The following is a 24,840-nucleotide window of genomic DNA, read 5'->3' as shown; positions in this document are numbered from 1 at the left end:
TGCGGTGTTCAGCCGTGCGCCAGCTCGCGCACGGCGAGGTTGAGGTCGAGGACATTGACCCGCTCGTTGCCGAGGAAGCCCAGGTCACGCCCCTCGACGCGGTCCTCGACCAGGGCCGCGACCTCGTCGGCCGACAGGCCGTTGGCCTCGGCGACCCGGCGCACCTGGAGCTCCGCGTACTCGGGCGAGATGTGCGGGTCGACGGCGGAGCCCGAGCCCGTGACGGCGTCGGGCGGGACCTCGTCCTCGCGCACGCCGTTGAACGCGGCGACCCGCCGCCTGGCCTCGGCCACCGTCTCCACCAGCGTGGGGTCGCTCGCGCCGAGCTGGCCCGAGCCGGTGGCGCCCGGGTCGTAGCCGCTGTGGGAAGGGCGGGGCTGGAACCACCGCGGATCGGGGTCGCCGTCCGCGTCGTTCCAGGTCTGGCCGATGAGCTCGGAGCCGACCTCGCGGCCTTCCGCTTCGACCATCGAGCCCTGTGCCTCGCCGGGGAACGCCGCCTGTGCCGCGCCCGTGATCACCGCCGGGTAGATCACGCCGGTGACCAGGGTGAGGACGAGGAGCGCCCTGAGCGCCGCCCACAGGGGCCGGGCCATGACGCGTGGGTTGAAGGACATAAGGGTCACCCAATGCCGGGGATGAGGGAGAGGAGCAGGTCGATGAGCTTGATCCCGAGGAACGGGGCGATCAGGCCGCCGACGCCGTAGACGGCGAGGTTGCGGCGGAGCATCCGCTCGGCGCCCATCGGCCGGTAGCCGACGCCGCGCAGGGCGAGCGGCACCAGGCCCACGATGATCAGCGCGTTGAAGACGACCGCCGAGAGGATGGCCGACTCGGGCGAGGTGAGCCCCATGACGTTGAGGTCGTTCAGGCTCGGGTAGGCCACGGCGAACATCGCGGGGATGATCGCGAAGTACTTCGCGATGTCGTTGGCGATGGAGAACGTAGTCAGCGCGCCGCGCGTGATGAGCAACTGCTTGCCGATCTGAACGATCTCGATCAGCTTGGTCGGATCGGAGTCCAGATCGACCATGTTCCCGGCCTCCTTGGCGGCGGAGGTGCCGGTGTTCATGGCGACCCCGACGTCGGCCTGGGCGAGGGCGGGGGCGTCGTTGGTGCCGTCGCCCGTCATGGCGACCAGGCGGCCGCCCGCCTGCTCGCGCCGGATGAGCGCCATCTTGTCCTCGGGGGTGGCCTCGGCGAGGTAGTCGTCGACGCCCGCCTCCTCGGCGATGGCCCGGGCGGTCCTGGCGTTGTCGCCGGTGATCATGACCGTTCTGATGCCCATCCGGCGCAGCTCGGCGAACCGTTCCGCCATGCCGTCCTTGACGACGTCCTTGAGGTGGATGGCGCCCAGCACGCGCGCGGTGCCTTCGCGCTCCTCCGCGACGAGCAGCGGGGTGCCGCCGCCCGCGCTGATGGCCTCGACGGCGCCCAGGATCGGGGCGGGAACGGTGCCGCCCCGCTCGGTCACCCAGCCGGTGACCGCGCCGACGGCGCCCTTGCGGATCCGCACGGAGCGCGTGTCCACGCCGGACATCCGGGTCCCCGCGGTGAACGGCACCCACGCGGCGCCCTCGACCGACTCCCTGGAACACTCCCCGCGCCCGTGGCGCGCGAGGGCGAGCGCGACGATCGAACGGCCTTCGGGCGTCTCGTCCGCGAGGGACGACAGCTGCGCGGCGTCGGCCAGTTCGGCCTCGGCGATCCCGGGGGCGGTCACGAGGACGGACGCCTGCCGATTGCCATGGGTGATCGTGCCGGTCTTGTCGAGCAGCAGCGTGGACACGTCGCCCGCCGCCTCGACCGCGCGCCCCGAGGTCGCCAGGACGTTGCGCTGCACCAGGCGGTCCATCCCTGCGATGCCGATCGCGGACAGCAGCGCGCCGATCGTGGTCGGGATGAGGCAGACCAGCAGCGCGGTGAGCACCACGAGGGACTGCTCGGCCCCGGCGTAGACGGCGAACGGCTGGAGCGTGACGATCGCCATGAGGAAGACGACGGTCAGGCTCGCCAGCAGGATGTTGAGCGCGATCTCGTTGGGCGTCTTCTGCCGGGCGGCGCCCTCGACGAGGCTGATCATGCGGTCGAGGAACGTCTCGCCCGGCTTGGCGGTGATCCTGACCACGATCCGGTCGGACAGCACCCGGGTGCCGCCGGTGACCGCGGAGCGGTCGCCGCCCGACTCGCGGATGACGGGAGCCGACTCGCCGGTGATGGCGGACTCGTCGACCGAGGCGACGCCCTCGATGACGTCGCCGTCGCCCGGGATGACGTCGCCCGCCTCGCAGACGACGCGGTCGCCCGGGCGCAGCTCGGTGCCGAGCACCCGCTCCTCGCCGCGCGGCCCCTGCCTGCGGGCCACCGTGTCGGTGCGCGCCTTGCGCAGCGAGTCGGCCTGCGCCCGGCCGCGGCCCTCGGCGACGGCCTCGGCGAGGTTGCCGAACAGGACGGTCAGCCACAGCCACGCGGCGATGGTCCAGCCGAACCAGTCGGCCGGGTCGGTGAAGGCCAGCACCGTGGTGAGCAGCGAGCCGACGCCGACCACGAACATGACGGGCGACCTGACGAGCAGCCGCGGGCGCAGCTTGCGGAACGCCTCGGGCAGCGACTCCCACAGGAGCGCGGGGTCGAAGGCGCCGTGGCGGACGCGGCCCTTGGACGCCTGGTCTTCGGCGCGTCGGGGGGTCTTCTCCGGTCGTGGGCGGACCGGCGTCTTGGTGCTCATGTCGCGAGTCCTTCCGCGAGGGGGCCGAGGGAGAGCGCCGGGAAGAACGTGAGGCCCGCGACGACGACCGTGCTGGCCACGAGCATCCCGGCGAAGAGGGGTTGGTGGGTGCGCAGCGTGCCCGCTGTGACGGGGACGCGCCGCTGCTCGGCCAGCGAGCCGGCCAGGGCGAGCACGAACACCATGGGCAGGAAGCGGCCGAGCAGCATGCACAGGCCGAGCGTGGTGTTGAAGAACTCCGTGTCGGCGCCGAAGCCCGCGAACGCGCTGCCGTTGTTGTTCGACGCGGAAGCGTAGGCGTAGAGGACCTCGGAGAAGCCGTGGGCGCCGACGTTGGTCATCGCCTCCTCGCCGTCGCCGTTGGCCATGGCATAGGCGGTGCCGCCGAGCACCAGGGCCGGGGTGACGAGGATGGTGAGGGCCGCGAGCTTGATCTCGCGGGCACCGAGCTTCTTGCCCAGGTACTCGGGCGTGCGGCCGACCATGAGCCCGGAGATGAACACCGCGATCACGGCCAGCACCAGCATGCCGTAGAGGCCGGAGCCGACGCCGCCGGGGGCGACCTCGCCGAGCACCATGCCGAAGATCAGCACGCCGCCCGAGAGCCCCTGGAAGGAGTCGTGGAAGGAGTTGACCGCACCGGTCGAGGTCATGGTGGTGGAGACCGCGAACAGCGAGGAGGCGCCCTCGCCGAACCGCTGCTCCTTGCCCTCCATCGACCCGCCCGCCAGCTGCGACGCGGTGCCGGGCGCCTGGTGCTCGACAACGGTGACGGCGATGACGCCGGCCAGCCAGATCACGCCCATCGCGGCGACGATCGTCCAGCCCTGCCTGACGTTGCCGACCATCCTGCCGAACGTGCGGGGCATCGAGAACGGGATCACCAGGATCAGGAAGATCAGCAGCAGGTTGCTGATCGCGTCGGGGTTGGAGAACGGGTGGGCGGAGTTGGCGTTGTAGAAGCCGCCGCCGTTGGTGCCCAGGTGCTTGATGGCCTCCTGGGACGCCACGGGGCCGCCGGTGATGCCCTGGTCCGTGCCGGTGAGGGTGCGCACCTGCTCGACGTCGGAGAAGTTCTGGATGGCGCCGAGCGCGACCAGGACGATCGCGAAGAGCGCCGCGACCGGCAGCAGGATGCGGATCGTGCCGCGCACCAGGTCGGCCCAGAAGTTGCCGAGGTCGCCCGTGCGGAAGCGCGCGAAGCCGCGCACGAGGGCGACGGCCACGGCCATGCCGACGGCGGCGGAGACGAAGTTCTGCACGGCGAGGCCGCCGGCCTGGACGAGGTGCCCCATGGCGGCCTCGCCCGAGTAGGACTGCCAGTTCGTGTTCGCCACGAACGACACGGCGGTGTTGAACGCCTGGTCGGGCGCGATCGGGTCGAAGCCGAGTGACCAGGGGAGGTGGTTCTGGATCCGCTGGAGCAGGTAGAGGAAGAGGACACCGACGAACGAGAACGCCAGCACCCCGCGCAGATACGCGGGCCAGCGCATCTCCGCGTCGGGATCGGCGCCGATCGAGCGGTAGATCCACCGCTCGACGCGCAGGTGCCTCGTGCTCGAGTAGACGGCGGCCATGTAGTCGCCCAGCGGGCGGTGCACGAGCACGAGGGCCACGATCAGGGCGGAGACGGAGAGTATGTCCGCGAGAGAGTCGTTCACCGCGGGCGCTCAGAACTTCTCGGGGAACAGCAGGGCCAGGACGAGGTATCCCAGCAGTGCCACGGACACGCACAGGCCCGCGATGTTCTCAGCGGTCACAGCTTCGTCACCCCTTGGGCGACGAGCGCCACCAGGGCGAAGCCCGCCGCGGTGACGAGGACGAAGACCACATCGGCCATCGAATGCTCCTGAAGGGGACAGGGGTCGGTGTTGCTGACCCCTTCAGGGAACCCCCGCCCGAGCGCGATCGGTCCTTCCTTGACGCGGCTCTGACACGGCCCGGCTCAGACTTGACGGGACGCTTACGCGGCCTCTTGTCCCCCGCTGTCCTCTTCCGTGTCGGCCTCACGGCCCGCTTCCCGCTCCGGGTCGCGCCCCTGCTCACGGCGGCGGCGCAGGATGATCCCCAGGTCGATCGCCGCGATCGCCGTCAGGACGGCGGAGGCCAGCGTCAGACCCGCCAGGGCCCCCCTGCCCGAAACCCCCCACCAGATGGCGAAGAGAACGGTCAGCAGCGCGAAGAAGGGCAGAAAGATGCCGGACAGCAGCAGTCGCAGCCGCAAAGCGCTGTACGCGGTCACCGGCTCGGTGCCGGTCCGCTCATGGCGTCCGTCGACCATGGTGGCCTCCTCCCGGAGGCCCACGGGTACCCCTGGGCGGCCGCCATGACACCCGTGACACACCCCGCCGCCGCCCGGCGGGGTGCGCGCGTGCCGTCCGTCGGCGCGGCCCTTCGGCCGCGCCCCGCCCTATCTGACCTCGGAGATCTCCGGACCGCGGCGCAGCTTGTCGAGGCCGCCCGCGAAACGGGAGACGGGCGCCCCGTCGTCGGGCGCCTGCTCCTGCTTGACCCCGTCGGGCACCATCTGGGCGTCCTGGGGAAGTTTGAGGACGATCGGGTCGCGGGGCGCCATGGGCGAATCCCCGCGGACCACGACGGTGTCCTTGAAGATCTGCTCCAGGAGGCCACCGGCCTGGGGCTGCACCGCGCCCTGCCCCGAGATCACACCGCGCAGGAACCAGCGCGGGCCATCCACGCCGACGAAGCGCACAACCTGCATGCCGCGCTTGCCGTCGGGCAGCTGCACCGGCACCTTGGCGCGCAGCTCCCAGCCGAGCGGGCCCTCGATCTCGTCGATCACGCCGCCCTGCTGCGTGATCCCCGCGGCGATCTCCTCGCGGACCTCGGCCCAGATGCCCTCGCGCTTGGGGGCGGCGAACGCCTGGAGCTGGACCGCGCTGTCCTTGACGACCACGGTCGCGGCGACGATCGCCTCCCCCGCGACCTCGACGCGCAGCTCCATGCCCTGCACGCCGGGGACGAAGAGGCCACCGAGGTCGACGCGGCCCTCGGCCGGCTTGCCGACCTCGCTCACGTCCCAGGGACCCTCAGGCCGGGGCGCGGGCTCGAGCTTGACCCGGCGCACCTCGTCCTCGTCCAGAGCCTCCTCGTCCGCGGTGGCCTCGACCGCGTCCTCGGGCTCCTCGTTCCGCTTGCGACGACGTCCGAACACGTCATTGTCCTTTCCGGTCGGCAGTCCCGCCGGGACCGACCGCAGCATAAGGGGTGAGCACGCCGGGATGGCCGCCCGTCGAGCCGAAACCCCCCATGGCCCGCGCCGATCCCGGCAGCTCCGCGACCTCGTGAAAACGGACCGTCTCCACCCGCTGGACAACGAGCTGGGCGATCCGGTCGAATGGCTGGAACCTTACGGTCTCCCGCGGATCCAGATTGATCACGATGACCTTGATCTCCCCACGGTACCCGGCGTCGATAGTCCCCGGGGCGTTCACCATGGCCACCCCGCAGCGGGCGGCGAGGCCGGAACGAGGGTGCACGAAGGCCGCGTACCCGTCGGGGAGGGCGATCGAAACGCCGGTGGGCAGCACGGCGCGCTCGCCGGGAGCCAGCTCGGCGGCCTCGGTGGTGATCAGGTCGACGCCGGCGTCGCCGGGGTGCGCCCGGGCCGGCACGGGGACCGACGGGTCCATCCGCCGGATCAGCACGTCTACGGGGGCTCTGCTCGCGGGGGCACTCACGGTGCAGACCCTACCGCCGCGCGGCGGCGCGGGGGACGAGCCTGCCATGCTTGGGCCCATGAAGCCCTATGACGAGCGACTGACGGTGCCGAGAACGTGGTGGCTGCTCGCCGCCCTCGGCGTGGCCCTGTTCGGGGTCGCCCTGGCTCCGCTGGGCGCCGTCCCTGTGCTGTGCGGGCTCGCGGTGGGCGGCGCGGTGGCCGGGGTGGCGCTGAGCGCCTACGGCTCGGCCAGGATCAGGGTGGTGGCCGACTCCCTGATCGCCGGACAGGCGCGGATTCCCCTCACGGCCCTGGGAGAGGCCCGGGCTCTCGACGCCGACGAGGCGCGCGCGTGGCGCTCCCATCGAGCGGATGCCCGGGCACACATGCTGCTGCGCGCCTACATCCCGACGGCGGTGCGGGTCGAGGTGGTGGACCCGGACGATCCGACGCCCTACCTCTATCTGTCGACCCGCCGTCCCGACCGGCTCACCGCGGCGCTGGTCGCGTCCCGCCCGGACGTGGCGTAGCCAGGGTCCGGGCGCGGACACTCATGCCGCGCAGTCGCGGCAGATGGGCTGGCCGTCCTTCTCCGAGGCGAGCTGCGAGCGATGGTGCACCAGGAAGCAGCTCATGCAGGTGAACTCGTCGGCCTGCCGAGGAAGCACCCGGACCGACAGCTCCTCGTTCGACAGGTCGGCGCCCGGCAGCTCCAAGCCCTCCGCCTGCTCGAACTCGTCGACATCGACCGTGGACGCCGACTTGTCGTTCCGCCGGGCCTTCAGCTCCTCGATGCTGTCCTCGTTGACATCATCGTCGGTCTTGCGTGGAGTGTCGTAGTCGGTTGCCATTCGTTCTCCCCCTCCGGGTGTCTGTGGTATCTCCAGCGCTCGTAACGCGCGGGGGGTCGGACTTTGTGCCCGACCTGAGGCGGAGATTTTGCCTCACATCAAGTGGTGTTACTCAATCGACACCCAACCGAACGCCTGAAGAGGTGATCATTCCGGCTGCCGATCGGGCCGTTAACGGGCCAAAACGCCTGTTGCGGCAGGGGCGTGCACGCGCCGCTCCCGCACCGGTATGTGATTGATCACATCTCCTTCTTTCCCGTCCCCTCGTGTGCTCAGACCGGACTCGCGCGCTCAGACCGGAATGGCCACGCGCATAACGAGGCCGCCGCTCTCGCGGGGCTCGGCCACGACATAGCCACCGTGAGCCCTCGCCACGGACCTGACGATGGACAGGCCGAGACCGACACCCTTGTCGCTGCCCGTGCGCTGCGTCCGAAGCCTCCGGAAAGGCTCGAACATGTTATCGACCTCATAGGCGGGGACCACCGGGCCGGTATTCTCCACCACGAGCATCGCCTGCCCTGGCCCGGCCTCCACATCGACGCGCACCCAGCCGTCGGGCACGTTGTACCGTACGGCGTTCTGCACGAGGTTGAGGGCGATGCGCTCGAGCAGCACGCCGTTCCCGTGGACGAACACCTGGTGCCTGACACCCGCCAGCTCCACGCCCCTGCGCCTGGCCTCCTCGCGGATCTGCTCGACCGCCTGATCGGCGACCTCGGAGAGGTCGACGGGCTTGCGGTCCACCAGCTCGTTCTCGCTGCGGGCGAGCAGCAGCAGGCCCTCCACCAGCTGCTCACTGCGCTCGTTCGTCGCCAGCAGGGTGTTCCCGAGCTGGGTGACCTCGGGCGAGACCTCGGGATCGGAGAGCTGCACCTCGAGCAGCGTGCGATTGATCGCCAGGGGCGTGCGCAGCTCGTGCGAGGCGTTGGCCACGAAGCGCTGCTGCGCGGTGAACGCCCGGTCGAGCCGGTCCAGCATCTCGTCGAAGGTGTCGGCCAGCTCCTTCAGCTCGTCGTCGGGGCCGTCGAGCTCGATCCGCCGGTGCAGGTCCGATCCGGCCACCCGGCGCGCGGTGCGGGTGATCCTGCCGAGCGGCGAAAGGACCCGGCCCGCCATCACATAGCCGAACGCGAACGCCGCCACCGCGAGGCCGAGCAGCGCGAGCAGCGAGCTGCGCAGCAGCTGGTCGAGGGCGATGGCGCGCTGGGTGTCCGAGCACTTGGCCAGCCACGCCTCGAAGTCCGAGGCGTCCACCGGGCTCGGCAGGGCAGGGCAGATGTCGGATGTGATGGTGACCTGGGTCGTCTGGTTGTTGAACCGGAAGGGGGTGTCCGTGCCCCGGTCGAGCGCCTGGGCCGCCAGCAGATAGATGATCGTCAGCAGCACCACGCCCGCGATCAGAAACATCCCGCCGTACAGCAGGGTGAGCCTGATGCGGATGGTCGGCCGGAGCCAGCTCCTCGGCTGCTCGGTCTCGTGCGGGTCCCAGTGCGGCTTGGGCGGGGCGGGCGGCATCGGCGGCGGGGACGCCGGCGGTGGGCTGGGCGAAGAGGGCGGCGGGGAAGCGGCCATGGCCTAGATCCGGTATCCCGCGCCCGGCACGGTGGTGATCACCGGAGGATCCCCCAGCTTGCGGCGCAGCGTCATCACGGTGACGCGCACGACGTTGGTGAACGGGTCGGCGTTCTCGTCCCACGCCTTCTCCAGGAGCTGCTCGGCGGAGACCACGGCGCCCTCGCTGCGCATCAGGACGTCGAGCACGGCGAACTCCTTGGGCGCGAGGCTGATCTCTCGCCCGTCCCTGCGCACCTCGCGGCGATTGGGGTCGAGGGTGATGCCGGAGCGCTCCAGGACCGGGGGCAGCGGCGGGGTGGCCCGCCGGCTCAGGGCCCGCACGCGGGCGATCAGCTCGCTGAAGGCGAACGGCTTGGGCAGGTAGTCGTCGGCGCCGATCTCCAGGCCCTCGACGCGGTCGCTGACGTCCCCCGACGCGGTGAGCATCAGCACGCGCGTCGCCTTGCCCTGCTCGACGATGTGCCGGCAGACGTCGTCCCCGTGGAGCAGGGGGAGGTCGCGGTCGAGGACGACCACGTCGTAGTCGTTCAGGTCGACGCGCTCGGTGGCCGCTGCGCCGTCGTACACCACGTCCACGGCCATGGCCTGTCGGCGGAGGCCGGTGGCGACGGCGTCCGCGAGCAACTGCTCGTCCTCCACGACGAGTACGCGCACGTCCTGCCCCTCTCTCGTCATACACGCTGGCGGGGGCGGCGGCCAGCCGCCCCCGACACCCATCCTGCACCGCACCCTCGTAAACCAGGAGTAAGGGAAGGAGCACGCGGACGGCTCCCGAATTTCTGGTGGGCGATGTTTCCGGCCGACGCGCACCGGGGAGGACAGCCACACACCCCGCGACCACGCCTCTGTAGGCGGTAAGCCGACGCGCTGCCGACCCACGTGGAGGGACCACAGAGGTCGCACCCACCACGGCACTCCCCCAGTGCCGCCGATCGAAGACGAGGGGGCGCACCTTGGACGCGTTCACCGCTGGAATTCTCAAGCGAATCGAAAGCACCGAGTCCGATCTGCACCGCGCTCGTGAGGCCGGAGACGTGTTCACGATGGATGTGGAGCAGGCCGAGCTGGACGACCTGCGCCGACTTGCCGCGGAGCACGGCGTCCACGTCGGCTGAGCCGGTCAGACCCTTCGACACGGCGCCCCCCGGATCCTCCGGGGGGCGCCGTGCGCGTGGTCACACGATCAGGCGATCTACGCGCGGGGGTCAGTCGTGCCAGGCACCGAGCTCGTCGAGGAGCGGCTGGAGGGCCGCGAAGACGCCGGGGGACGCGGCGACCGTGAGGTCGCGGTCGGGGCGCCGCCCAGGGCGGCCGCCGGTCAGGGCGCCCGCCTCCCTGGCGATGAGGTCGCCCGCCGCCAGGTCCCAGGGCGCGAGGCCGCGTTCGTAGTACCCGTCGAGCCGGCCGCCCGCCACGTCGCACAGGTCGATGGCGGCCGAGCCGGAGCGGCGGATGTCACGCAGCCGCGGGATCAGCCGGGCCGCGAGGGCAGCCTGGGCGGTGCGGACGGTCGCGACGTAGTTGAAGCCGGTGCCGATCAGCGCCTGGTCGAGCGGCGGCGAGGGGCGCGGGACCAGCGGCTCGGACGTCTCCCCCGCGTCGCCCCGGGTCAGCCGCCAGGCGCCGCCGCCGCGCACGGCCCGGTAGGTCTCGCCGCGCATCGGGGCCGCCACCACGGCGGCGATCACCTCGCCCTCGTGCTCGGCCGCGATGGAGACGGCCCAGTGGGGCAGGCCGTAGAGGTAGTTGACGGTGCCGTCGAGCGGGTCGATGATCCAGCGCACGCCGCTCGTGCCGTCGCTGGTGCCGCCCTCCTCGCCGAGGAAGCCGTCCTGGGGGCGGTGGTCGGCGAGGAAGCCGGTGATCAGCTTCTCGGCCGCCAGGTCCATCTCGGTGACGACGTCGATGGGGCTCGACTTGGTGGCCATGACGCCCAGGTCGGCGGGGCGGCCGTCGCGCAGCAGGCGGCCCGCGCGGGTGGCGGCCTCCTGGGCGAGGTCGAGTAGCTCGGCCGCGAGATCGGCGGCGGGGCGTTCGGACACGGTGGTGCTCCTTGCGGTGGCGGGCCGCGACGGCGGCGGATCAGGCGTAGGGGCTGTCGGCGCCCGCCGCGGCGGGCCTTCGCGCCCGGCCGGGGCAGCAGCCCATCGGGCACAGGTCGTGGCTCGGCCCGAGGCCGCCGATGGCGGCGCGGCGCGGGGTCTCGCCCCGCTCGGTGGCGGCCCGTTCCAGCACGAGGTCGCGGATCGCGGCCACGAAGCGCGGGTCGGCGCCGACGGTGGCGGACCTGACGGCGGGCAGGCCCAGCTTCTCGGCCGTGTCCAGGGCCTCGGTGTCGAGGTCGTAGCGGACCTCCATGTGGTCCGAGACGAAGCCGATCGGGACCATCACCACGGCGGGCGCGCCGTTCTCGCGCAGGGCGGCGATGTGGTCGTTGATGTCGGGCTCGAGCCAGGGGGTCGAGGGGGCGCCGCTGCGGGACTGGTAGACCAGCCGCCACGGGTGGGTGGCGCCCGTCGCGCGGTCGACGGCCTCGGCGACCGCGCGGGCGGCGTCCAGGTGCTGGGCGACATAGGCGCCGCCTGGGCCGTGCCCCGATGGCGGGCCCGAGGTGTCGGCCGAGGCGTCGGGGATGGAATGCGTGCAAAAGGCCAGGTGCGCGCCGTCGCGCACGCCGGCGGGCAGGCGTTCGATGGCGGCGACGACGCCGTCGGTCACGGTGTCGAGGAAGCCGGGGTGGTTGAAGTAGTGCCTGAGCTTGTCCACGCGCGGCGGCTGGACACCCTCGGCGTCGAGGGCGGCCAGCGCGCCCGCCAGGTCCTCGCGGTACTGGCGGCACCCGGAGTAGGAGGCGTAGGCGCTGGTGGCCAGCGTGAGGACGCGGCGGCGCCCGTCGGCGGCCATCTCGCGGAAGGTGTCGGTGACATAGGGCGCCCAGTTGCGGTTGCCCCAGTAGACAGGGAGGTCGAGGCCGTGCTCGGCGAAGTCGGCGCGGATCGCGGCGAGCAGCGTGCGGTTCTGCTCGTTGATCGGGCTGACGCCGCCGAAGAGGTGGTAGTGCGCGCCGACGGCGGCCAGCCGCTCGCGGGGGATGCCGCGCCCGCGGGTGACGTTCTCCAGAAAGGGGATGACGTCGTCGGGGCCTTCCGGCCCCCCGAACGACAGGAGCAGCAGGGCGTCATACGGAGCGGAAACGGGGGCACGGTCCATGTCCCCACATCCTGCCACCCGGGCCTTCCTCGCCCTCGAGGGACCGCCCGCCGCCCATGGGGGCGCCCCGACCGTTCCCGCGCGCAATCTTCACGCAAAGTTCCGCCATTCGCCGCCTCGCGCACAGTTCGCGCACGGAGGCGCCATGGATCGCGTGAGGCGTGCGGGGATTGTCACCGGTTGGCCGCGTCTGTGAGCCTTGTCACCCTTGGGAGTGGGGAAACAAGGGGTCAACTCCCTTGACGGGGGGAAACTTCCGGGGCGCGGCGCCCTTCCCGGCTGGCCCCAATGGAGTAATGTGAAATCCCAGGTCTTGGCCCGCGGCGGTCCGGGGGTGCGCACGTCGCCCGCGCCGGTCACCGCACGTGGCAAAGTGGTGACTGTGCCACAACAGCGGTTCAAGACCATGGCCCGACACGCCGGGCAAGTCAGCAAGGTTGTGGCAGGCTGCGCCCGGGCAAGTCACACTCGTCTAGCGGGAGCAGCGACGTAGGTGACGTCGGCAGGCACCACCGGGAGGTCCTCGTGCCCGAACTGCGTGTCGTGGCCGTGAGCAATGACGGCACACGCCTGGTGCTCAAGGCTGCCGACAACACGGAATACACCCTGCCCATCGACGAGCGGCTGCGCGCCGCCGTGCGGAACGACAGGGCGCGCCTGGGCCAGATCGAGATCGAGGTGGAGAACCACCTGCGTCCGCGCGACATCCAGGCGCGCATACGAGCCGGCGCGACCGCCGAGGAGGTCGCACAGTTCGCGGGGATCCCCGTGGAGCGGGTGCGGCGCTTCGAGGGACCGGTGCTGGCCGAGCGGGCGTTCATGGCCGAGCGCGCGCGCAAGACGCCGGTGCGCCGCCCCGGCGAGACGGCGGGTCCGCAGCTCGGCGACGCGGTGGCCGAGCGGCTGCTGCTGCGCGGCGCGGACAAGGACGCGGTGCGCTGGGACTCATGGCGGCGGGACGACGGCACGTGGGAGGTGCTGCTCGTCTACCGGGTCGCCGGGGAGACGCACTCCGCGAGCTGGACGTACGACCCGCCGCGCCGCCTGGTGCAGGCCGTGGACGACGAGGCGCGCTCGCTGCTCGGCGAGACGGACGACACCCCCGAGCCGAGCACCCCGTTCGTGCCCAGAATCGCCAGGCTGCCGCGCGAGGGCGAGCGGCCCGTGGCGCCGCGTTCCTCGCCCGAGAACGACGCGGACTCGCTGACGAGCCTGCTTGAGGCGGTGCCCAGCTTCAGGGGCGACCTCGTGGTGCCCGAGCAGCAGGGCCCGCAGCCCGCGGCGCTGGCCGCGGGCGACGAGCCCGAGGGTGACGAGCCGCCGGCGCGCGGCGGGCCGGCCCCGGCTGCCTCGGCGGGCTCGACCTATGCGGACGTGCTCATGCCGCGCTCGGTCGGGGGCCACCGCGACCGGCTCACCGGCAGCACCGACCGGCAGGCCGAGGCGGACGGCGTCCGCCCTGGCCGCCGCGCCGCGGTGCCGAGTTGGGACGAGATCGTCTTCGGCACCCGGCGCAAGAAGAAGGAGTGACGGGTCAGCCCGGCTCCGGGCCCGTGGCGACGGGGCGCCCGGGGTCGGCGGTCCACTCGCTCCACGACCCCGGGTACAGCTCGGCGTCGATGCCCGCCTCTCCCAGGGCCAGCACCGCGTGGGCCGCGGAGACGCCCGAGCCGCAGTAAACGCCGACCCGCGCGCCGGGGACGGCGCCCCACTCGGCGTGCCGTGCGGCAAGCTCGGCGGGCGGGCGCATGCGGCCGTCGGGGGTGACATTCCCGGTGGTGGGCGCCGACAGCGCGCCGGGGATGTGCCCGGCGACGGGGTCGATGGGCTCCGCGTCGCCCCGGTAACGCTCCCCCGCCCTGGCGTCGAGCAGCACGCCCTCCCTGGCCAGCCGCGCGGCCCCCGCGGCGTCAAGCACCGGGAGCGCGCCCGGCGCGGGCACGAAGTCGCCCTCGGACGGCTCGGGCACGTCGGTGGTCAACGCGCCCTGCCACGCCGGGAGTCCGCCGTCGAGGACGCGCACCCGGGGGTGCCCCGCCCAGCGCAGCAGCCACCAGGCCCGCGCCGCGGCCCAGCCCTGCCCGCCGTCGTAGACCACCACGGGGCGCCCGTGGGAGACCCCGGCGCGGCGCATCGCGGCGCCGAAGATCTCGGGGTCGGGCAGCGGATGGCGCCCCGCAGGTCCAGGCGGGGCGGCCAGCTCGGTGTCCAGGTCCACATAGACGGCGCCCGGCAGGTGCCCATCGGCGTACTCCCCGCGCCCCGGTGGGCCCCCGAGCCGCCAGCGCACGTCGAGCAGCGCGGGGCGCTCGGAAGGGGGCGTGCCGGGGCCGAGTGCGACGGCGAGTTCGGGGGCCGGGATCATTGCAGTCATGGGCCCATTCTCCCCGTCGGGAGAGGGAGACTCGTGAGGGCGAGCAACGGCAGTGGCGTGATGGACCCCGAGGAGAGAAGAGACAGAATGACCGAAGCAGCGAGCCCGCCGATGTCAGGGACGCACCGGTGGGTGAGTCTGATGGTGCATGACCTGGCGGCGAGCCAGGAGTTCTACCACGGGCTGTTCGGCTGGGAGTTCGACGAGGGACCGAAGCAGCTCGGGGCGTATGTGCGCGCGCTGCGGGACGGTCACCCGGTGGCGGGGCTCGGGGAGATCGCGGAGGGCGCGCGGCGCGTGGTCGCGTGGCTGCCGTACATCGCGACGCGGGACGCCGACGCGACCGCGGCGACCATCCGCGAGAGCGGCGGCACGGTCGCCGTGGGGCCGCTCGACGCGGAGCACGTGGGGCGGCTTGCGATCGCGGCCGACCCGGGGGGCGCGGCGTTCGGGCTGTGGCAGGGCGGGCCCAAGCGGCGCTCGGGGCCGTTCCCCGGGCCCGCGGGGGCTCCCGTGTGGAACGAGCTGATCACGTTCGAGACGCGGGCCGTGAGCTCGTTCTACTCGACGGTCTTCGGCTACGAGGCGGCGCCGGAGAAGGCGTTGCCGCCGGAGAGCGACTATCTGACGCTGCGGCTCGGTGAGCGCCCGGTCGCCAGCATCCGCGGGGTGGCCGAGGCGGTGCCGCACGACCGGGGCGCGCACTGGCTGACGTACTTCTCGGTGCCCGACGTGGAGGAGGCCGTCGAGGAGGTCAAGCGGCTCGGTGGACGCCAGCTGACCGGGCCCCAGGTCTCGCCATTCGGGCGGTGGGCGCGGGTGACCGACCCCGAGGGCGCGCCGTTCGCGGTCATCCGCGAGGCCAAGCGCGGCTGAACGGCACCACCGCGCGACGCCGTTGACCGGCTCCCGCCCAGGAGGGCCGGTCAGCGGCCGGGCACCGGGTCGGTGGGGAGCACATCCTGGGAGAGCGGGCCAGCGCCCGCCGCGGCGGCCGTGAGGCGGCGCCTGTGGTGGCGGCGGCACAGCACCTCGTACCCGATCTCGGCGCCCTCGCCGCCCGCGCTGCCCTGGCCCACGTCGCCCACCACGACCTGCGCGCCCTCGACGACCATCCGCCCGCCGACGGTGCGGGCGTTGTGCGTGGCCTTGGCGCCGCACCAGCACAACGCCTCGACCTGGAGCACCTCGACGCGGTCGGCCAGCTCGATCAGCCGCTGGGAGCCGGGGAAGAGGCGGGTCCTGAAGTCGGTGGTGATCCCGAACGCGATGACGTCGATGCCGAGGTCGTCGACGACCCTGGCGAGCTGGTCCACCTGGCCGGGCGAGAGGAACTGCGCCTCGTCCGCGATGACGTAGTCGACGCGTCCGCCCGCCGTCAGGTACTTGACGACATGGGCGTGGAAGTCGAAGAACTCGTCGGCCTCGATGGCGTCGGTCACCAGGCCGAGGCGGGAGGAGAGCAGCCCGGCCCCTGCCCGGTCGTTCCTGGTGAAGATCAGTCCGATCAGGCCACGGGCCGATCGGTTGTGTCGCATCTGGAGGGCGAGAGTGCTCTTGCCGCAGTCCATCGTGCCGGAGAAGAAGGCGAGTTCGGCCACTGTCGATCAGCTCCGGTCAGGTGCGTACTTCGAGGAGCGGGACGAGCTGCTCGGCGGGGGTGACGGATCCGTGCATGCCGATGAGGGCCGACTCCTTGGGCTCGTTGACGCTGGCGATCACGCTGGCCACGCCGGTCATCGCCACCACGACGTCGCCGACGCGGTCGCGGACGCGGTCCTCGAGCGGGGTGCCCGGCGGCCCGAACCAGCCGAGGGCGACCGCCTCGTCGCGGGTGACCACGAACGCCTGCCCCGCCAGCACCTCGCTCCAGACGGCGTGCACGTCGGCCGCGGCGCCCGGCACCGCGTAGACGTGGCGGGCGCGGCCCTCGCCACCGAGGAGGGCCACGCCAGCGCGCAGCTCCCAGTCCTCGTCGAAGTCGAACCGCGCCTCGGGGGTCTCGGGGATGTTCACCATGCCGTGATCGGCGGTGATGTACAGGGCGGAGCGCGGCGGCAGCTGCTCCGCGAGGCGCTGGGCGAGGCGGTCGACGTGGCGCAGCTCGGCGAGCCAGGCCGGGGAGCCGGTGCCGGTGCGGTGGCCCGTGCCGTCCACCTCGGAGTAGTACGTGTAGACCAGCGCACGGTCGGCGGCCGCGAGCCGGCGCGCGGCGACGTCCATGCGCTCCTCCGCATCGAGGCGGCCGACGAACGTGCCGCCGGTGAGCGCGACCTGGGTGAGCGGGGTCCTGGCGAAGTGGGGAGCGGAGACCTGGGCGGTGGCGACGCCCGCGGCGTGGGCGAGCTCGAAGACCGTGGGGTGCGGCTGCCAGCGCCTGGGCTCGGTCCAGGGGTCCCAGCGCAGCTGGTTCATCAGGCGCCCCGTGGCGGGGTCCAGCGCGGCGTAGCCGACCAGGCCGTGGGCGTGCGGGGCGAGGCCGGTGCCGACGGAGGCCAGGGAGGTCGCGGTGGTCGCGGGGAAGCCGCACGTGATGGGCTCGCCGGCGCCGGCGCGGGACGTGGGCAGCAGGGACGTGAGGAACGGGGCGGCCTCGGGGTGCGCGCGCAGCGACTCCCAGCCAAGGCCGTCGACGAGGAAGACGCAGACGCGATCGGCGGGCGGCAGCGCGAGGCCCGAGCTCAGACCGGGGACGCCGAGACCGGCGGCCACCGCCGGGAGGACATCGGCGAGCGATCCCGACCCGTACCTCGGCGCGGGCGCCTCGCGCGGATCGAGCGGCGCGGGGTCGTGGGCCTGGGACGGGGAGAACCCCGAACTCCCCTGCGGGGGAAACGTCACCTGCCGGCCACCGCCGTCGCCTCGGAGAGCGCCTGCGCGAACTCGAGGGTCTGACGGACCGTCTCGGGGCCGTCGCCCGCCTCGCTGATGCGCAGCGACAGGTCGTCGGCCGTGGTCGAGCCGGTGTAGCCGTGGTCGGCCTCGCAGTTGGGGTCGCCGCAGCTCGCGGGCTCCATGTCGATGCGCGAGACGGCGCCCCAGCCGATGGTCAGCACGACCTCCCTGGGAAGCGTGCCGGGGGCGTACGACTGGGGGTCCGACACGACGCGGCTGATCACCACGGAGGCGATCCGCGAGAGCTTGACGGACTCGGTGGATGTGGTGGCGTACGGCGCGGGGGCGGAGCTGTCCGCCGACTGCTCGTCGGTGTGGCTGACGATGAAGCGGGTGCCCGTCAGCACGAGGACGGTGGCGTGACGGCGCACTTCGTTGCTGTCGAACGTCGTCTCCTGGTGGACCAGGAAGGAGACGACGGGCTCCCGTCCCACGGCGGCCTCCACCGCCTCGGCGACCAGCGCCGGGTAGTACCCGCTGCGCTCGATCGCCTCCCGCAGCCCCTGGGACGTCGTACCGGTCTTCGCCATGCGCCCATCCTACGGGGCGGCACCGTTCCCGGAAGGGCCGCTCGGCGTCAGTAGGCGGGCAGCCGGCGCGGGCCCAGGTCCGCACGCGGCGGCGGGGGCGCGACGTGCACGGCCGCGGCCAGCGCGGTGGCGCCGCGCGGGGCCACGACGACGGGTTCCAGGGTGACTTCGGCGATCTCGGGGTGGTCGTCGACGAGGCGGCCGAGGCGCAGCAGCAGCTCCTCGAGGGCGGCGGTGTCGACCGGCTCAGCGCCGCGCCAGCCGAACAGCATGGGGGCCGCGGCGATGGAACGCACCAGCTCGGCCGCGTCCCGGTCGGTGACGGGCAGCAGGCGGTGGCCCACGTCGCCGAGCAGCTCGGACGGCGCCCCCGCCAGGCCGAACGACAGCAGCGCGCCCACGGCGGGATCCACGGTCGCGCGCGCCACAGTGTCCACGCCCCGGGGCACCATCGCCTGCACCACGAGCCGGAGTGCGCCGGGGGCGCTCTGCGCGCTGGGGTGGCGCGTCAGCTCGGCGTGCGCCCTGCGGAGTTCGCCCTCGGTGGCCAGTCCGAGGCGGACGCCGCCGAGGTCCGCGCGGTGGCGGAGGCGGCCCGCGGTGGGCTTGAGGGCGACCGGGTAGCCGAGCCGCCTCGCCGCCTCGACCGCGGCGTCGGGGTCGGGGGCGGGCAGCGTCGGGGGCACGGCGATGCCGTAGGCGGCGAGGAGTTCGCGGGTGCGGTCGGCGTCGAGGACAACGGCCGGCGCCGCCCCGCCAGGGTCGGCGCGGGTGGCGTCGGCGAGCACGCGGGCGGCGGCGGGCTCGTCGATGTCGTCATAGGCGGGAACGCGCCCGGGCTCGGCGGCGTCGGCCCGCCACGCGGCATGCCGGACGGCGTGCGCCAGCGCGCGGACGGCGCGTTCGGCCGAGGGGTAGGCGGGCACGCCCCGCGCGCTGAGCGCGCTGGCCAGGCGGTCGAGGGCGAGGTGTGCGACGACCACCGGCTTGCCGCCCCCGGCGGCCCGCCCGACGGCGTCGGCCACGGCCCTCACCACCTCCCCCTCGTCCGGGTCCCCCGCCTCGTCGTCCACCGTGGGCACCGCGGTGACGACGACCGCGTCGGTGCCGGGGTCGGCGAGCGCGGCCTCGAGCGCGGGCCCGAGGTCGTCGGGGCGCGAGGGCGGCAGGGGCTTCAGGCCCTGGGCGCGGCAGGCGTCGTACGCGACGAGGGCCAGCGCCTCGGCCCGGCCGACCACGGCCACCCTTGGCCCCCTGGGCAGCGGCTGGTGGGCCAGGAGCAGGCCCGTGTCGACCAGCTCGACGGCGGTGTCGGTCTCGATCACCCCGGCCTGGCTGAGCAGCGCGGAGACGGTGGGCTCGGGCGCGTTGCCCACGGGGACGGCGTGGCCGTGCGGCGGCAGCCCGCCGCTGTGCCGCCCGCCGCGCACCACCACGACCGGCTTGCCCGCCGCGGCGCTGCGCCGGGCGACGCGGGTGAACTTGCGGGGGTTGCCGACCGATTCGAGGTACATCAGGGCGACATCGGTGTCCCGGTCCTCGTACCAGTACTGGAGGGCGTCGTTGCCCGACAGGTCGGCGCGGTTCCCGGCGGACAGGAACGTGGAGAGCCCGGCGCCGCGGCGTTCCAGCTCGTCGAGGACGGCGATGCCGATCGCGGCGGACTGCGTGAACAGCCCGATCCGACCCGCCCTCGGCAGCCGGGGCGCGGGGCTGGCGTTGAGCCGCACGGCGGGGGCGGTATTGATCACGCCGAACGCGTCGGGGCCGATGATCCGCATCCCGTACGCCCGTGCGCGGGCCACGAGTTCGCGCTGCTCATCGCGCGAGTGCCCCGCGGCGAGGACCACCAGGCCCTGCGTCCCGTGCTCGCCGCAGTCGGCGACCACGTCGGCCACGCGGGCTGCGGGCACGGCGAGCACGGCCAGGTCGACGGGCGCGCCGATGGCGCCGACGGAGCGGAACGCCGGAACGCCGCCAAGCTCGCTCCTTCCCGCGGGCAGCGCGGCGTTGACCGCGTACAGGCTCCCCGTGAACCCGCCCGCGCGCAGCCCGGCGAGCACGCCCCGGCCCGCTCCTCCCGCGCCCCGGCTCACCCCGACGACGGCGACACTGCGCGGGGCGAGCAGCCGCTGCACCGACCTGGCCTCGGCGCGCTGCTCCCTGGCGCGCATGACGGCCAGGGACTCGGCGGTCGGTTCGAGGTCGAGGGTGAGGTGGACCGAGCCGTCGGCGAAGCTGCGGCGCTGGGCGTATCCGGCGTCGGTGAAGACCTTGATCATCGCGGAGTTGGCGGGCAGCACCTCGGCCTCGAAGCGGCGGATGCCGCGCTCCCCCGCGACCGCGGCGATGTGTTCGAGCAGCGCGGAGGCGAGCCCCCGGCCCTGGTGGGCGTCCTCGACGAGGAACGCCACCTCCGCGCGGTCGGCGGGCGGCGAGGCCGCGGCGCCGCGTTCGTCCACCCGGTCGTAGCGGACGGTGGCGAGGAAGTCGTCGCCCACGGTGGCGGCGAGGCCGACGCGGTCGACGTAGTCGTGGTGGGTGAAGCGGTGGACGTCGCGGTCGGAGAGGCGCGGGTAGGGCGCGAAGAAGCGGTAGTACTTGGACTCGTCGGAGACGCGCTCGTAGAAGCTGACCAGCCGGTCGGCGTCGTCGGGGGTGATGGGTCTGATGTGGGCGGTGCCGCCGTCGCGCAGCACCACATCGGCCTCCCAGTGCGCCGGGTAGGGAGTCTTGGCGGGCGCGCGCATGACATCAGCGTACGGTTGTGCGTGTCCGTTCGGGAGGCTCCACGCCTTCCGCGCCGGACGCCGATCCGCGCACCTGTTCACCCCCGGAGGGCACCACCATGGCCGAGCGCCGCGTCTCCATCGGCTGGGCAGAAGGGCTGCACGCCCGTCCCGCCTCGATCTTCGTCCGCGCCGCCATGGCGACCGGCGTCCCGGTGACCATCGCGAGGAAGGACGGCCCCGCGGTGAACGCCGCCTCCATGCTCGCGGTGCTGAGCCTGGGCGCGGAGGGCGGCGACGAGATCACGCTGACCTCTCGGGCGGAGGACGCGGCGGCCGCCGAGGCGGCACTCGACCGGCTGGCGAAGCTCGTTTCCGAAGGACTTGAGGAGCTTCCGGAAACCGTGTGAATGTGTGTGCGGACAAGGCCGCCAATTCCGGGCACGGAAATGGCGGCCGCGCCATTCACGGAACGGAATTCGGGCGCGCCATTCCCAGGTGTATACGGTCGCTGTTAAATCTGGCCGCGCACTGTGTTTACGGCAGGTTTCGGGCTTCTCACGGCGACCGCCCTGAACTGCCGCCGCGCGGGGGTGGCGCGGTCGAGCTGGGCCGCCGACAGGGCGCGGGCGCGCTCGGCGTCGCCGCGCGCGATGGCGTCCACCAACGCGCCCCGCTCCTGCCACAGGACGACGGCGCGCGAGACGGGCTCCGCGGTGTACAGCCAGGTGATCTTGCGGCGGATCTGGATCAGCAGGGCCGTCAGCCCGGGCGAGCACGTGGCCTGGGCGACCGTCTCGTGGAACCAGTCGCCCAGCGACCGCAGGTCCGACTCCTGCCCCTGGCCTGCGCGCTGACGCCCGAGACGCACCAGGCCGCGCAGCACCTTCAGGTGCGCCTCGGTGCGCCGCTGCGCCGCCCTGGCCGCGCCGAGCGGCTCGATCAGCGCCCTGATGTCGAGCAGATCGGCCGCCTCGCGGTCGCCCAACTCCGCGACACAGGCCCCGGCGTGCCGCCGCGAGACGACGAAGCCCTCCGACTCGAGCGTGCGCAGCGCCTCGCGCACCGGGACGCGGGAGACGCCGTACCGCTGCGCCAACTGCTCCTCGGCGAGCCTGGCGCCCGGCGGCAGGACACCGGCGACAATGTCGTCACGGATCGCCGTGCATACCGTGTGCGCGGAGATACGCATCAACAAACCCCCAAGGCAAGCCGGCGTCTGCCCTGTCGCATTACTACCGGGTCACTGGGGGGAACTGTATGGCACAACTCCGTGAATGCCGATAGCGCCCCGGTAAAACGAAGCGTTTTTCGGCCTCGAGCCGAAGCGCGCATGAAGCGCGGCCGGTCACGGGGAAGCGCGCGAATGCCCGCGGCCCCCGGCGCGCACGCCGGGGGCCGCGGTGCGGGTGGCCGCTCCGGGTCAGCCGTCGAGCACCGTCACCTCGCCGATGCCGAGCTCCCGCACCGGCTGGGCGATCTGCTCCGCGTCCCCGACGAGGACCGTCACAAGGCGGTCGGCGGGGAACGCGCGGACCACCGCGGCCGTCGCCTCGACCGCGCCCGTCTCGGCGAGCCTGGCGTAGAGCGTCGCCTGGTAGTCGTCCGGCAGCTCCTCCTCCACCTGGTCCGCGAGCGTCCCCGCCACCGCGGACGCGGTCTCGAAGCTCAACGGGGCCACGCCCACCAGGTACTGGGCGGCGGAGTCGCGCTCCTCCTCGGTGAGCCCGCCGTCGGCGAGGTCGCGCAGCACCTTCCACAGGTCGGCCAGGGCAGGCCCTGTCACCTCGGTGGCCACCGAGCCGCGGATGCCGAGCAGCGAGAGCCCGGTGCCGTCGGCGCGGGAGAGCAGCACCTGGCTGAACGCCCTGATGCCGTAGGTGTAGCCCTTCTCCTCGCGCAGCACCCGGTCGAGGCGCGAGGTGATCGTGCCGCCGAGGCAGTAGACGCCGAGGCGGCGGGCCGGGTGGACCGGGTCGTGCCGGTCGGGGCCCGTGCGGCCGATGAGGAGCTGGGTCTGCACCGAGCCGGGGCGGTCCACGATGATGACGCGCCCTGTGTCGTCCGCCGTGACCGGGGTCCAGGCGAACGGCTCGGCGGCCTTGCCGGTCCAGGCGCCGAGGGTGCGGCCGAGCTCGCCGTCCAGGTCGATGCCGGTGAGGTCGCCGACCACCACGACGGTGGTGCCCGAGGGCCTGATGTGCGCCTCGTAGAAGGCGCGCACCGACGTGGCGTCGATGCGCGCGACCGTCTCCGCCGTGCCCTGCCTCGGCCGGGAGATCCGGGCGTCGGCGGGGAACAGCGAGGCGTAGAGCGCCATGGCGGCGCGGCGGGCGGGATTGGCCAGCTCGTGGGGGATCTCGTCGAGCCGGTTGCGGACCAGCCGCTCGATTTCGCTCTCGGCGAAGGCGGGGGCGCGCAGCGCGTCGGCCAGCAGGCCGAGTGCCTTGCCGAGCCTGGAGGCGGGCACCTCCAACGAGACCCGCAGGCCCGGGTGGTCGGCGTGCGCGTCGAGGGTGGCACCGTACCGCTCGAGCTCGGCCGCGAACTCCTCGGCGCTGTGCTTGTCGGTGCCCTCGTTCAGCGCGCGGGCCATGATCGTGGCGACGCCCTCCTGGCCCTGGGGCTCGGCGGCAAGGGGCGCGGTGATGTTGACCTCGACGGCGATCAGCCGCTGCCCCGGGCGGTGGCTGCGCAGCACGGTGATCCCGTTGGGCAGGCCGCTCCGCTCGGGCCGGGGGAACGCCCAGGGCGTGGGCTCGCCCCCGGTGGGCTGGGGGTGGAGCTGGATGGCTGGCTTGGCCTCGGTCACTGGTCAGCCCCTTCGGCGTCGGTGATGTCGGTTGCTTCGGCGGCCTCGGCGTCCGCTTCCTCGGTGGGCCCGGTGGGCTCGTAGACCAGCACGGCGCGGTTGTCGGGGCGCAGCCTGGCGGCGGCGACGGCCCGCACCTCGTCGGGGGTGACCTCCATGATCCGCCGCACGGCGGTCAGCGCGAGCTGCGGGTCGCCGAAGAGCACGGCGAAGCGGCACAGCTCGTCCGCCCTGCCGCCCACGGTGGCGAGCCGGTCCAGCCACTCGCGCTCGAGCTGCGCCTGGGCGCGCTCCATCTCCTCGGGGGTCGGGCCCTCCTCGGCGAACCGCGCCAGCTCCTCGTCCACCGCAGCCTCGATCTCGGGGACCGTCGCGTCGCCCGAGGTCTTGACGTCGAGCCAGCCCATCGACGGCGCCCCCGCAAGCCGCAGCAGGCCGAACCCGGCGGTCACGGCGGTGCGGTCGCGGCGGACCAGGCGGTTGTGCAGGCGGGAGGACTCGCCGCCGCCGAGCACGGTGAGCGCGAGGTCGGCGGCGTCCGCCTCGCGCGTTCCGTCGTGGGGCAGCCGGTAGGCGGCCATCAGGGCGCGGGCGGGCACGTCCTCCTCGATCACCTCGCGCAGCTCCTCGCCGATGACGTCGGGCAACGAGCCGTCGCGCGGGGGGAGTTTGCCCTCGTGGGAGGGGATCGAGCCGAAGTACTTCTCCACCCAGGCGAGGACCCGCTCGGGGTCGATGTCGCCCACGACGGCGAGCACGGCGTTGTTGGGCGCGTAGTAGGTGCGGAAGAACTCCCGCGCGTCCTCGAGCGAGGCGGCGTCCAGGTCGGCCATCGAGCCGATGGGGACGTGGTGGTACGGGTGGCCCTCGGGGTGGACCTTGGCGGTCAGCCGCTCGAACGCCGTGCCGTAGGGGACGTTGTCGTAGCGCTGGCGGCGTTCGTTCTTCACGACATCGCGCTGATTCTCCAGGGACTCCTCGTCCAGCGCGCTCAGCAGCGTGCCCATCCGGTCGGCCTCGAGCCACAGGGCCAGCTCCACCTGATGGGCGGGCATGGTCTCGAAGTAGTTGGTGCGTTCGAAGCTGGTGGTGCCGTTGAGCGAGCCGCCCGCTCCCTGGACGAGCTCGAAGTGGCCGTTCCCGCGCACCTGTTCGGAGCCCTGGAACATCAGGTGCTCGAAGAGATGGGCCAGCCCGGTGCGGCCCGGGACCTCGTGGCGCGAGCCGACGTCGTACCAGAGGCAGACCGCGGCGACGGGAGTGAGATGGTCCTCGGACAGCACGACGCGCAGTCCGTTGTCCAGGCGGTGCTCGGTCGCTGAAAGCCCGCCGACGGAATCCTGCGGGATGGCCGTGTGGCCCATGGGGTCGGGTCCCTTCGCTCGGACGGTCGGAGTCCCCGCCACCTTATGCAAGGTGAGCCGGGGTGTGCGAAGTTCTCGCTTGTCGGT

25 protein-coding genes are annotated in these 24,840 nt (G+C 73.2%); 5 read left to right on the top strand and 20 right to left on the bottom strand.

The window, feature by feature from the left end:
* Positions 1-8: 8 nt before the first annotated feature.
* From kdpC to dut, 7 genes are all read right to left on the bottom strand, one after another.
* Positions 9-617: a potassium-transporting ATPase subunit KdpC gene (kdpC, locus tag DEH69_RS06610; protein WP_113685933.1), complete on the bottom strand. Its 609-nt coding sequence runs from the start codon at positions 615-617 to the stop codon at positions 9-11.
* Between the two features lie 5 nt (positions 618-622).
* Positions 623-2,728, bottom strand: a complete 2,106-nt coding sequence (gene kdpB, locus DEH69_RS06605; RefSeq protein ID WP_113685932.1) for a potassium-transporting ATPase subunit KdpB — start codon at positions 2,726-2,728, stop codon at positions 623-625.
* Positions 2,725-4,389 (bottom strand): potassium-transporting ATPase subunit KdpA, encoded by a 1,665-nt coding sequence (gene kdpA / locus DEH69_RS06600; protein ID WP_181727298.1) that lies wholly within the window; start codon positions 4,387-4,389, stop codon positions 2,725-2,727. The genes kdpB and kdpA overlap by 4 nt, the downstream gene beginning before the upstream one ends.
* A gap of 9 nt (positions 4,390-4,398) precedes the next feature.
* Positions 4,399-4,488: a K(+)-transporting ATPase subunit F gene (gene kdpF, locus DEH69_RS06595; protein WP_113685931.1), complete on the bottom strand. Its 90-nt coding sequence runs from the start codon at positions 4,486-4,488 to the stop codon at positions 4,399-4,401.
* Positions 4,489-4,691: 203 nt separating this feature from the next.
* Positions 4,692-5,009, bottom strand: a complete 318-nt coding sequence (locus tag DEH69_RS06590) for a DUF6343 family protein (protein ID WP_220131204.1) — start codon at positions 5,007-5,009, stop codon at positions 4,692-4,694.
* Between the two features lie 129 nt (positions 5,010-5,138).
* Positions 5,139-5,903: a DUF3710 domain-containing protein gene (locus tag DEH69_RS06585; RefSeq protein ID WP_113685930.1), complete on the bottom strand. Its 765-nt coding sequence runs from the start codon at positions 5,901-5,903 to the stop codon at positions 5,139-5,141.
* Between the two features lies 1 nt (position 5,904).
* The gene (dut, locus tag DEH69_RS06580; RefSeq protein WP_113686147.1) at positions 5,905-6,477 is read right to left on the bottom strand and encodes a dUTP diphosphatase; all 573 of its coding nucleotides are present in this window, start codon (positions 6,475-6,477) and stop codon (positions 5,905-5,907) included.
* Between the two features lie 10 nt (positions 6,478-6,487).
* On the opposite strand from dut, the gene DEH69_RS06575 reads away from it, so the two are divergent.
* Entirely contained in the window at positions 6,488-6,940 is a 453-nt protein-coding gene (locus DEH69_RS06575) for a DUF3093 domain-containing protein (RefSeq protein ID WP_113685929.1), read from the top strand.
* 21 nt (positions 6,941-6,961) lie between these two features.
* Here the strand turns inward: DEH69_RS06575 and DEH69_RS06570 are convergent, their stop codons facing one another.
* The 3 genes from DEH69_RS06570 to DEH69_RS06560 form a co-directional block, all read right to left on the bottom strand.
* A complete protein-coding gene (locus DEH69_RS06570) occupies positions 6,962-7,261 on the bottom strand; it encodes a DUF4193 domain-containing protein (RefSeq protein WP_049571160.1) in 300 nt (99 codons plus the stop codon).
* 291 nt (positions 7,262-7,552) lie between these two features.
* Complete coding sequence (locus DEH69_RS06565) at positions 7,553-8,779, bottom strand: HAMP domain-containing sensor histidine kinase (protein ID WP_258534490.1); 1,227 nt, start codon at positions 8,777-8,779, stop codon at positions 7,553-7,555.
* A gap of 60 nt (positions 8,780-8,839) precedes the next feature.
* On the bottom strand, positions 8,840-9,493 hold the full coding sequence (locus tag DEH69_RS06560) for a response regulator transcription factor (protein WP_113685927.1): 654 nt from the start codon (positions 9,491-9,493) through the stop codon (positions 8,840-8,842).
* Positions 9,494-9,792: 299 nt separating this feature from the next.
* Here DEH69_RS06560 and DEH69_RS31325 point away from each other — a divergent pair, with 299 nt between their 5' ends.
* Positions 9,793-9,954 (top strand): hypothetical protein, encoded by a 162-nt coding sequence (locus tag DEH69_RS31325; protein ID WP_181727297.1) that lies wholly within the window; start codon positions 9,793-9,795, stop codon positions 9,952-9,954.
* A gap of 90 nt (positions 9,955-10,044) precedes the next feature.
* Here DEH69_RS31325 and DEH69_RS06555 read toward each other — a convergent pair whose 3' ends face one another.
* Positions 10,045-10,881, bottom strand: coding sequence for an inositol monophosphatase family protein (locus DEH69_RS06555; protein ID WP_113685926.1), 837 nt, complete (start codon positions 10,879-10,881; stop codon positions 10,045-10,047).
* 40 nt (positions 10,882-10,921) lie between these two features.
* Positions 10,922-12,049 carry a ferrochelatase gene (locus DEH69_RS06550; RefSeq protein ID WP_113685925.1) on the bottom strand — a complete coding sequence of 376 codons (1,128 nt, stop codon included), beginning with the start codon at positions 12,047-12,049 and terminating at the stop codon, positions 10,922-10,924.
* Between the two features lie 525 nt (positions 12,050-12,574).
* On the opposite strand from DEH69_RS06550, the gene sepH reads away from it, so the two are divergent.
* A complete protein-coding gene (gene sepH, locus DEH69_RS06545; RefSeq protein WP_113685924.1) occupies positions 12,575-13,579 on the top strand; it encodes a septation protein SepH in 1,005 nt (334 codons plus the stop codon).
* 4 nt (positions 13,580-13,583) lie between these two features.
* Here the strand turns inward: sepH and DEH69_RS06540 are convergent, their stop codons facing one another.
* The gene (locus tag DEH69_RS06540) at positions 13,584-14,423 is read right to left on the bottom strand and encodes a sulfurtransferase (protein WP_113685923.1); all 840 of its coding nucleotides are present in this window, start codon (positions 14,421-14,423) and stop codon (positions 13,584-13,586) included.
* A 141-nt stretch (positions 14,424-14,564) separates the two neighbouring features.
* On the opposite strand from DEH69_RS06540, the gene DEH69_RS06535 reads away from it, so the two are divergent.
* Positions 14,565-15,299, top strand: coding sequence for a VOC family protein (locus DEH69_RS06535; protein WP_258534489.1), 735 nt, complete (start codon positions 14,565-14,567; stop codon positions 15,297-15,299).
* A gap of 50 nt (positions 15,300-15,349) precedes the next feature.
* Here the strand turns inward: DEH69_RS06535 and DEH69_RS06530 are convergent, their stop codons facing one another.
* From DEH69_RS06530 to DEH69_RS06520, 4 genes are read right to left on the bottom strand one after another with little or no spacing between them, the layout of a single operon-like run.
* Complete coding sequence (locus tag DEH69_RS06530) at positions 15,350-16,024, bottom strand: thymidine kinase (RefSeq protein WP_113685921.1); 675 nt, start codon at positions 16,022-16,024, stop codon at positions 15,350-15,352.
* Between the two features lie 16 nt (positions 16,025-16,040).
* Positions 16,041-17,264 carry an alkaline phosphatase family protein gene (locus DEH69_RS06525; RefSeq protein WP_220131203.1) on the bottom strand — a complete coding sequence of 408 codons (1,224 nt, stop codon included), beginning with the start codon at positions 17,262-17,264 and terminating at the stop codon, positions 16,041-16,043.
* Positions 17,261-17,848, bottom strand: a complete 588-nt coding sequence (locus DEH69_RS31980; protein WP_220131202.1) for a DUF5998 family protein — start codon at positions 17,846-17,848, stop codon at positions 17,261-17,263. Before DEH69_RS31980 ends, DEH69_RS06525 begins: the two co-directional genes overlap by 4 nt.
* A 47-nt stretch (positions 17,849-17,895) precedes the next feature.
* On the bottom strand, positions 17,896-20,598 hold the full coding sequence (locus DEH69_RS06520) for a bifunctional GNAT family N-acetyltransferase/acetate--CoA ligase family protein (RefSeq protein WP_113685920.1): 2,703 nt from the start codon (positions 20,596-20,598) through the stop codon (positions 17,896-17,898).
* A gap of 98 nt (positions 20,599-20,696) precedes the next feature.
* On the opposite strand from DEH69_RS06520, the gene DEH69_RS06515 reads away from it, so the two are divergent.
* Positions 20,697-20,987: an HPr family phosphocarrier protein gene (locus tag DEH69_RS06515; RefSeq protein ID WP_113685919.1), complete on the top strand. Its 291-nt coding sequence runs from the start codon at positions 20,697-20,699 to the stop codon at positions 20,985-20,987.
* Positions 20,988-21,091: 104 nt separating this feature from the next.
* Here the strand turns inward: DEH69_RS06515 and DEH69_RS06510 are convergent, their stop codons facing one another.
* From DEH69_RS06510 to DEH69_RS06500, 3 genes are all read right to left on the bottom strand, one after another.
* Positions 21,092-21,769, bottom strand: coding sequence for a GntR family transcriptional regulator (locus tag DEH69_RS06510; RefSeq protein ID WP_113685918.1), 678 nt, complete (start codon positions 21,767-21,769; stop codon positions 21,092-21,094).
* A 231-nt stretch (positions 21,770-22,000) separates the two neighbouring features.
* Positions 22,001-23,389 (bottom strand): pitrilysin family protein, encoded by a 1,389-nt coding sequence (locus tag DEH69_RS06505; RefSeq protein WP_113685917.1) that lies wholly within the window; start codon positions 23,387-23,389, stop codon positions 22,001-22,003.
* A complete protein-coding gene (locus DEH69_RS06500; RefSeq protein ID WP_113685916.1) occupies positions 23,386-24,753 on the bottom strand; it encodes a pitrilysin family protein in 1,368 nt (455 codons plus the stop codon). Before DEH69_RS06500 ends, DEH69_RS06505 begins: the two co-directional genes overlap by 4 nt.
* Between the last annotated feature and the right edge of the window lie 87 nt (positions 24,754-24,840).

Source organism: Streptomyces sp. PT12, from assembly GCF_003311645.1.
Taxonomy (GTDB): Bacteria; Actinomycetota; Actinomycetes; order Streptomycetales; family Streptomycetaceae; genus Streptomyces.
Note: the sequence above shows the minus strand (reverse complement) of the source record. Positions and strands in the feature narration are given on the sequence as shown.

Coding starts and splice junctions, on each gene's coding strand:
- DEH69_RS06500 (WP_113685916.1), bottom strand. CDS start 24,753: ATGGGCCACACGGCCATCCCGCAGGATTCCGTCGGCGGGCTTTCAGCG.
- DEH69_RS06535 (WP_258534489.1), top strand. CDS start 14,565: ATGGTGCATGACCTGGCGGCGAGCCAGGAGTTCTACCACGGGCTGTTC.
- dut (WP_113686147.1), bottom strand. CDS start 6,477: ATGGCAGGCTCGTCCCCCGCGCCGCCGCGCGGCGGTAGGGTCTGCACC.
- DEH69_RS06510 (WP_113685918.1), bottom strand. CDS start 21,769: ATGCGTATCTCCGCGCACACGGTATGCACGGCGATCCGTGACGACATT.
- kdpB (WP_113685932.1), bottom strand. CDS start 2,728: ATGAGCACCAAGACGCCGGTCCGCCCACGACCGGAGAAGACCCCCCGA.
- DEH69_RS06515 (WP_113685919.1), top strand. CDS start 20,697: ATGGCCGAGCGCCGCGTCTCCATCGGCTGGGCAGAAGGGCTGCACGCC.
- DEH69_RS06570 (WP_049571160.1), bottom strand. CDS start 7,261: ATGGCAACCGACTACGACACTCCACGCAAGACCGACGATGATGTCAAC.
- kdpC (WP_113685933.1), bottom strand. CDS start 617: ATGTCCTTCAACCCACGCGTCATGGCCCGGCCCCTGTGGGCGGCGCTC.
- DEH69_RS06550 (WP_113685925.1), bottom strand. CDS start 12,049: ATGGACCGTGCCCCCGTTTCCGCTCCGTATGACGCCCTGCTGCTCCTG.
- DEH69_RS31980 (WP_220131202.1), bottom strand. CDS start 17,848: ATGGCGAAGACCGGTACGACGTCCCAGGGGCTGCGGGAGGCGATCGAG.
- DEH69_RS06590 (WP_220131204.1), bottom strand. CDS start 5,009: ATGGTCGACGGACGCCATGAGCGGACCGGCACCGAGCCGGTGACCGCG.
- DEH69_RS06520 (WP_113685920.1), bottom strand. CDS start 20,598: ATGCGCGCGCCCGCCAAGACTCCCTACCCGGCGCACTGGGAGGCCGAT.
- DEH69_RS06540 (WP_113685923.1), bottom strand. CDS start 14,423: ATGACTGCAATGATCCCGGCCCCCGAACTCGCCGTCGCACTCGGCCCC.
- DEH69_RS06565 (WP_258534490.1), bottom strand. CDS start 8,779: ATGCCGCCCGCCCCGCCCAAGCCGCACTGGGACCCGCACGAGACCGAG.
- DEH69_RS06575 (WP_113685929.1), top strand. CDS start 6,488: ATGAAGCCCTATGACGAGCGACTGACGGTGCCGAGAACGTGGTGGCTG.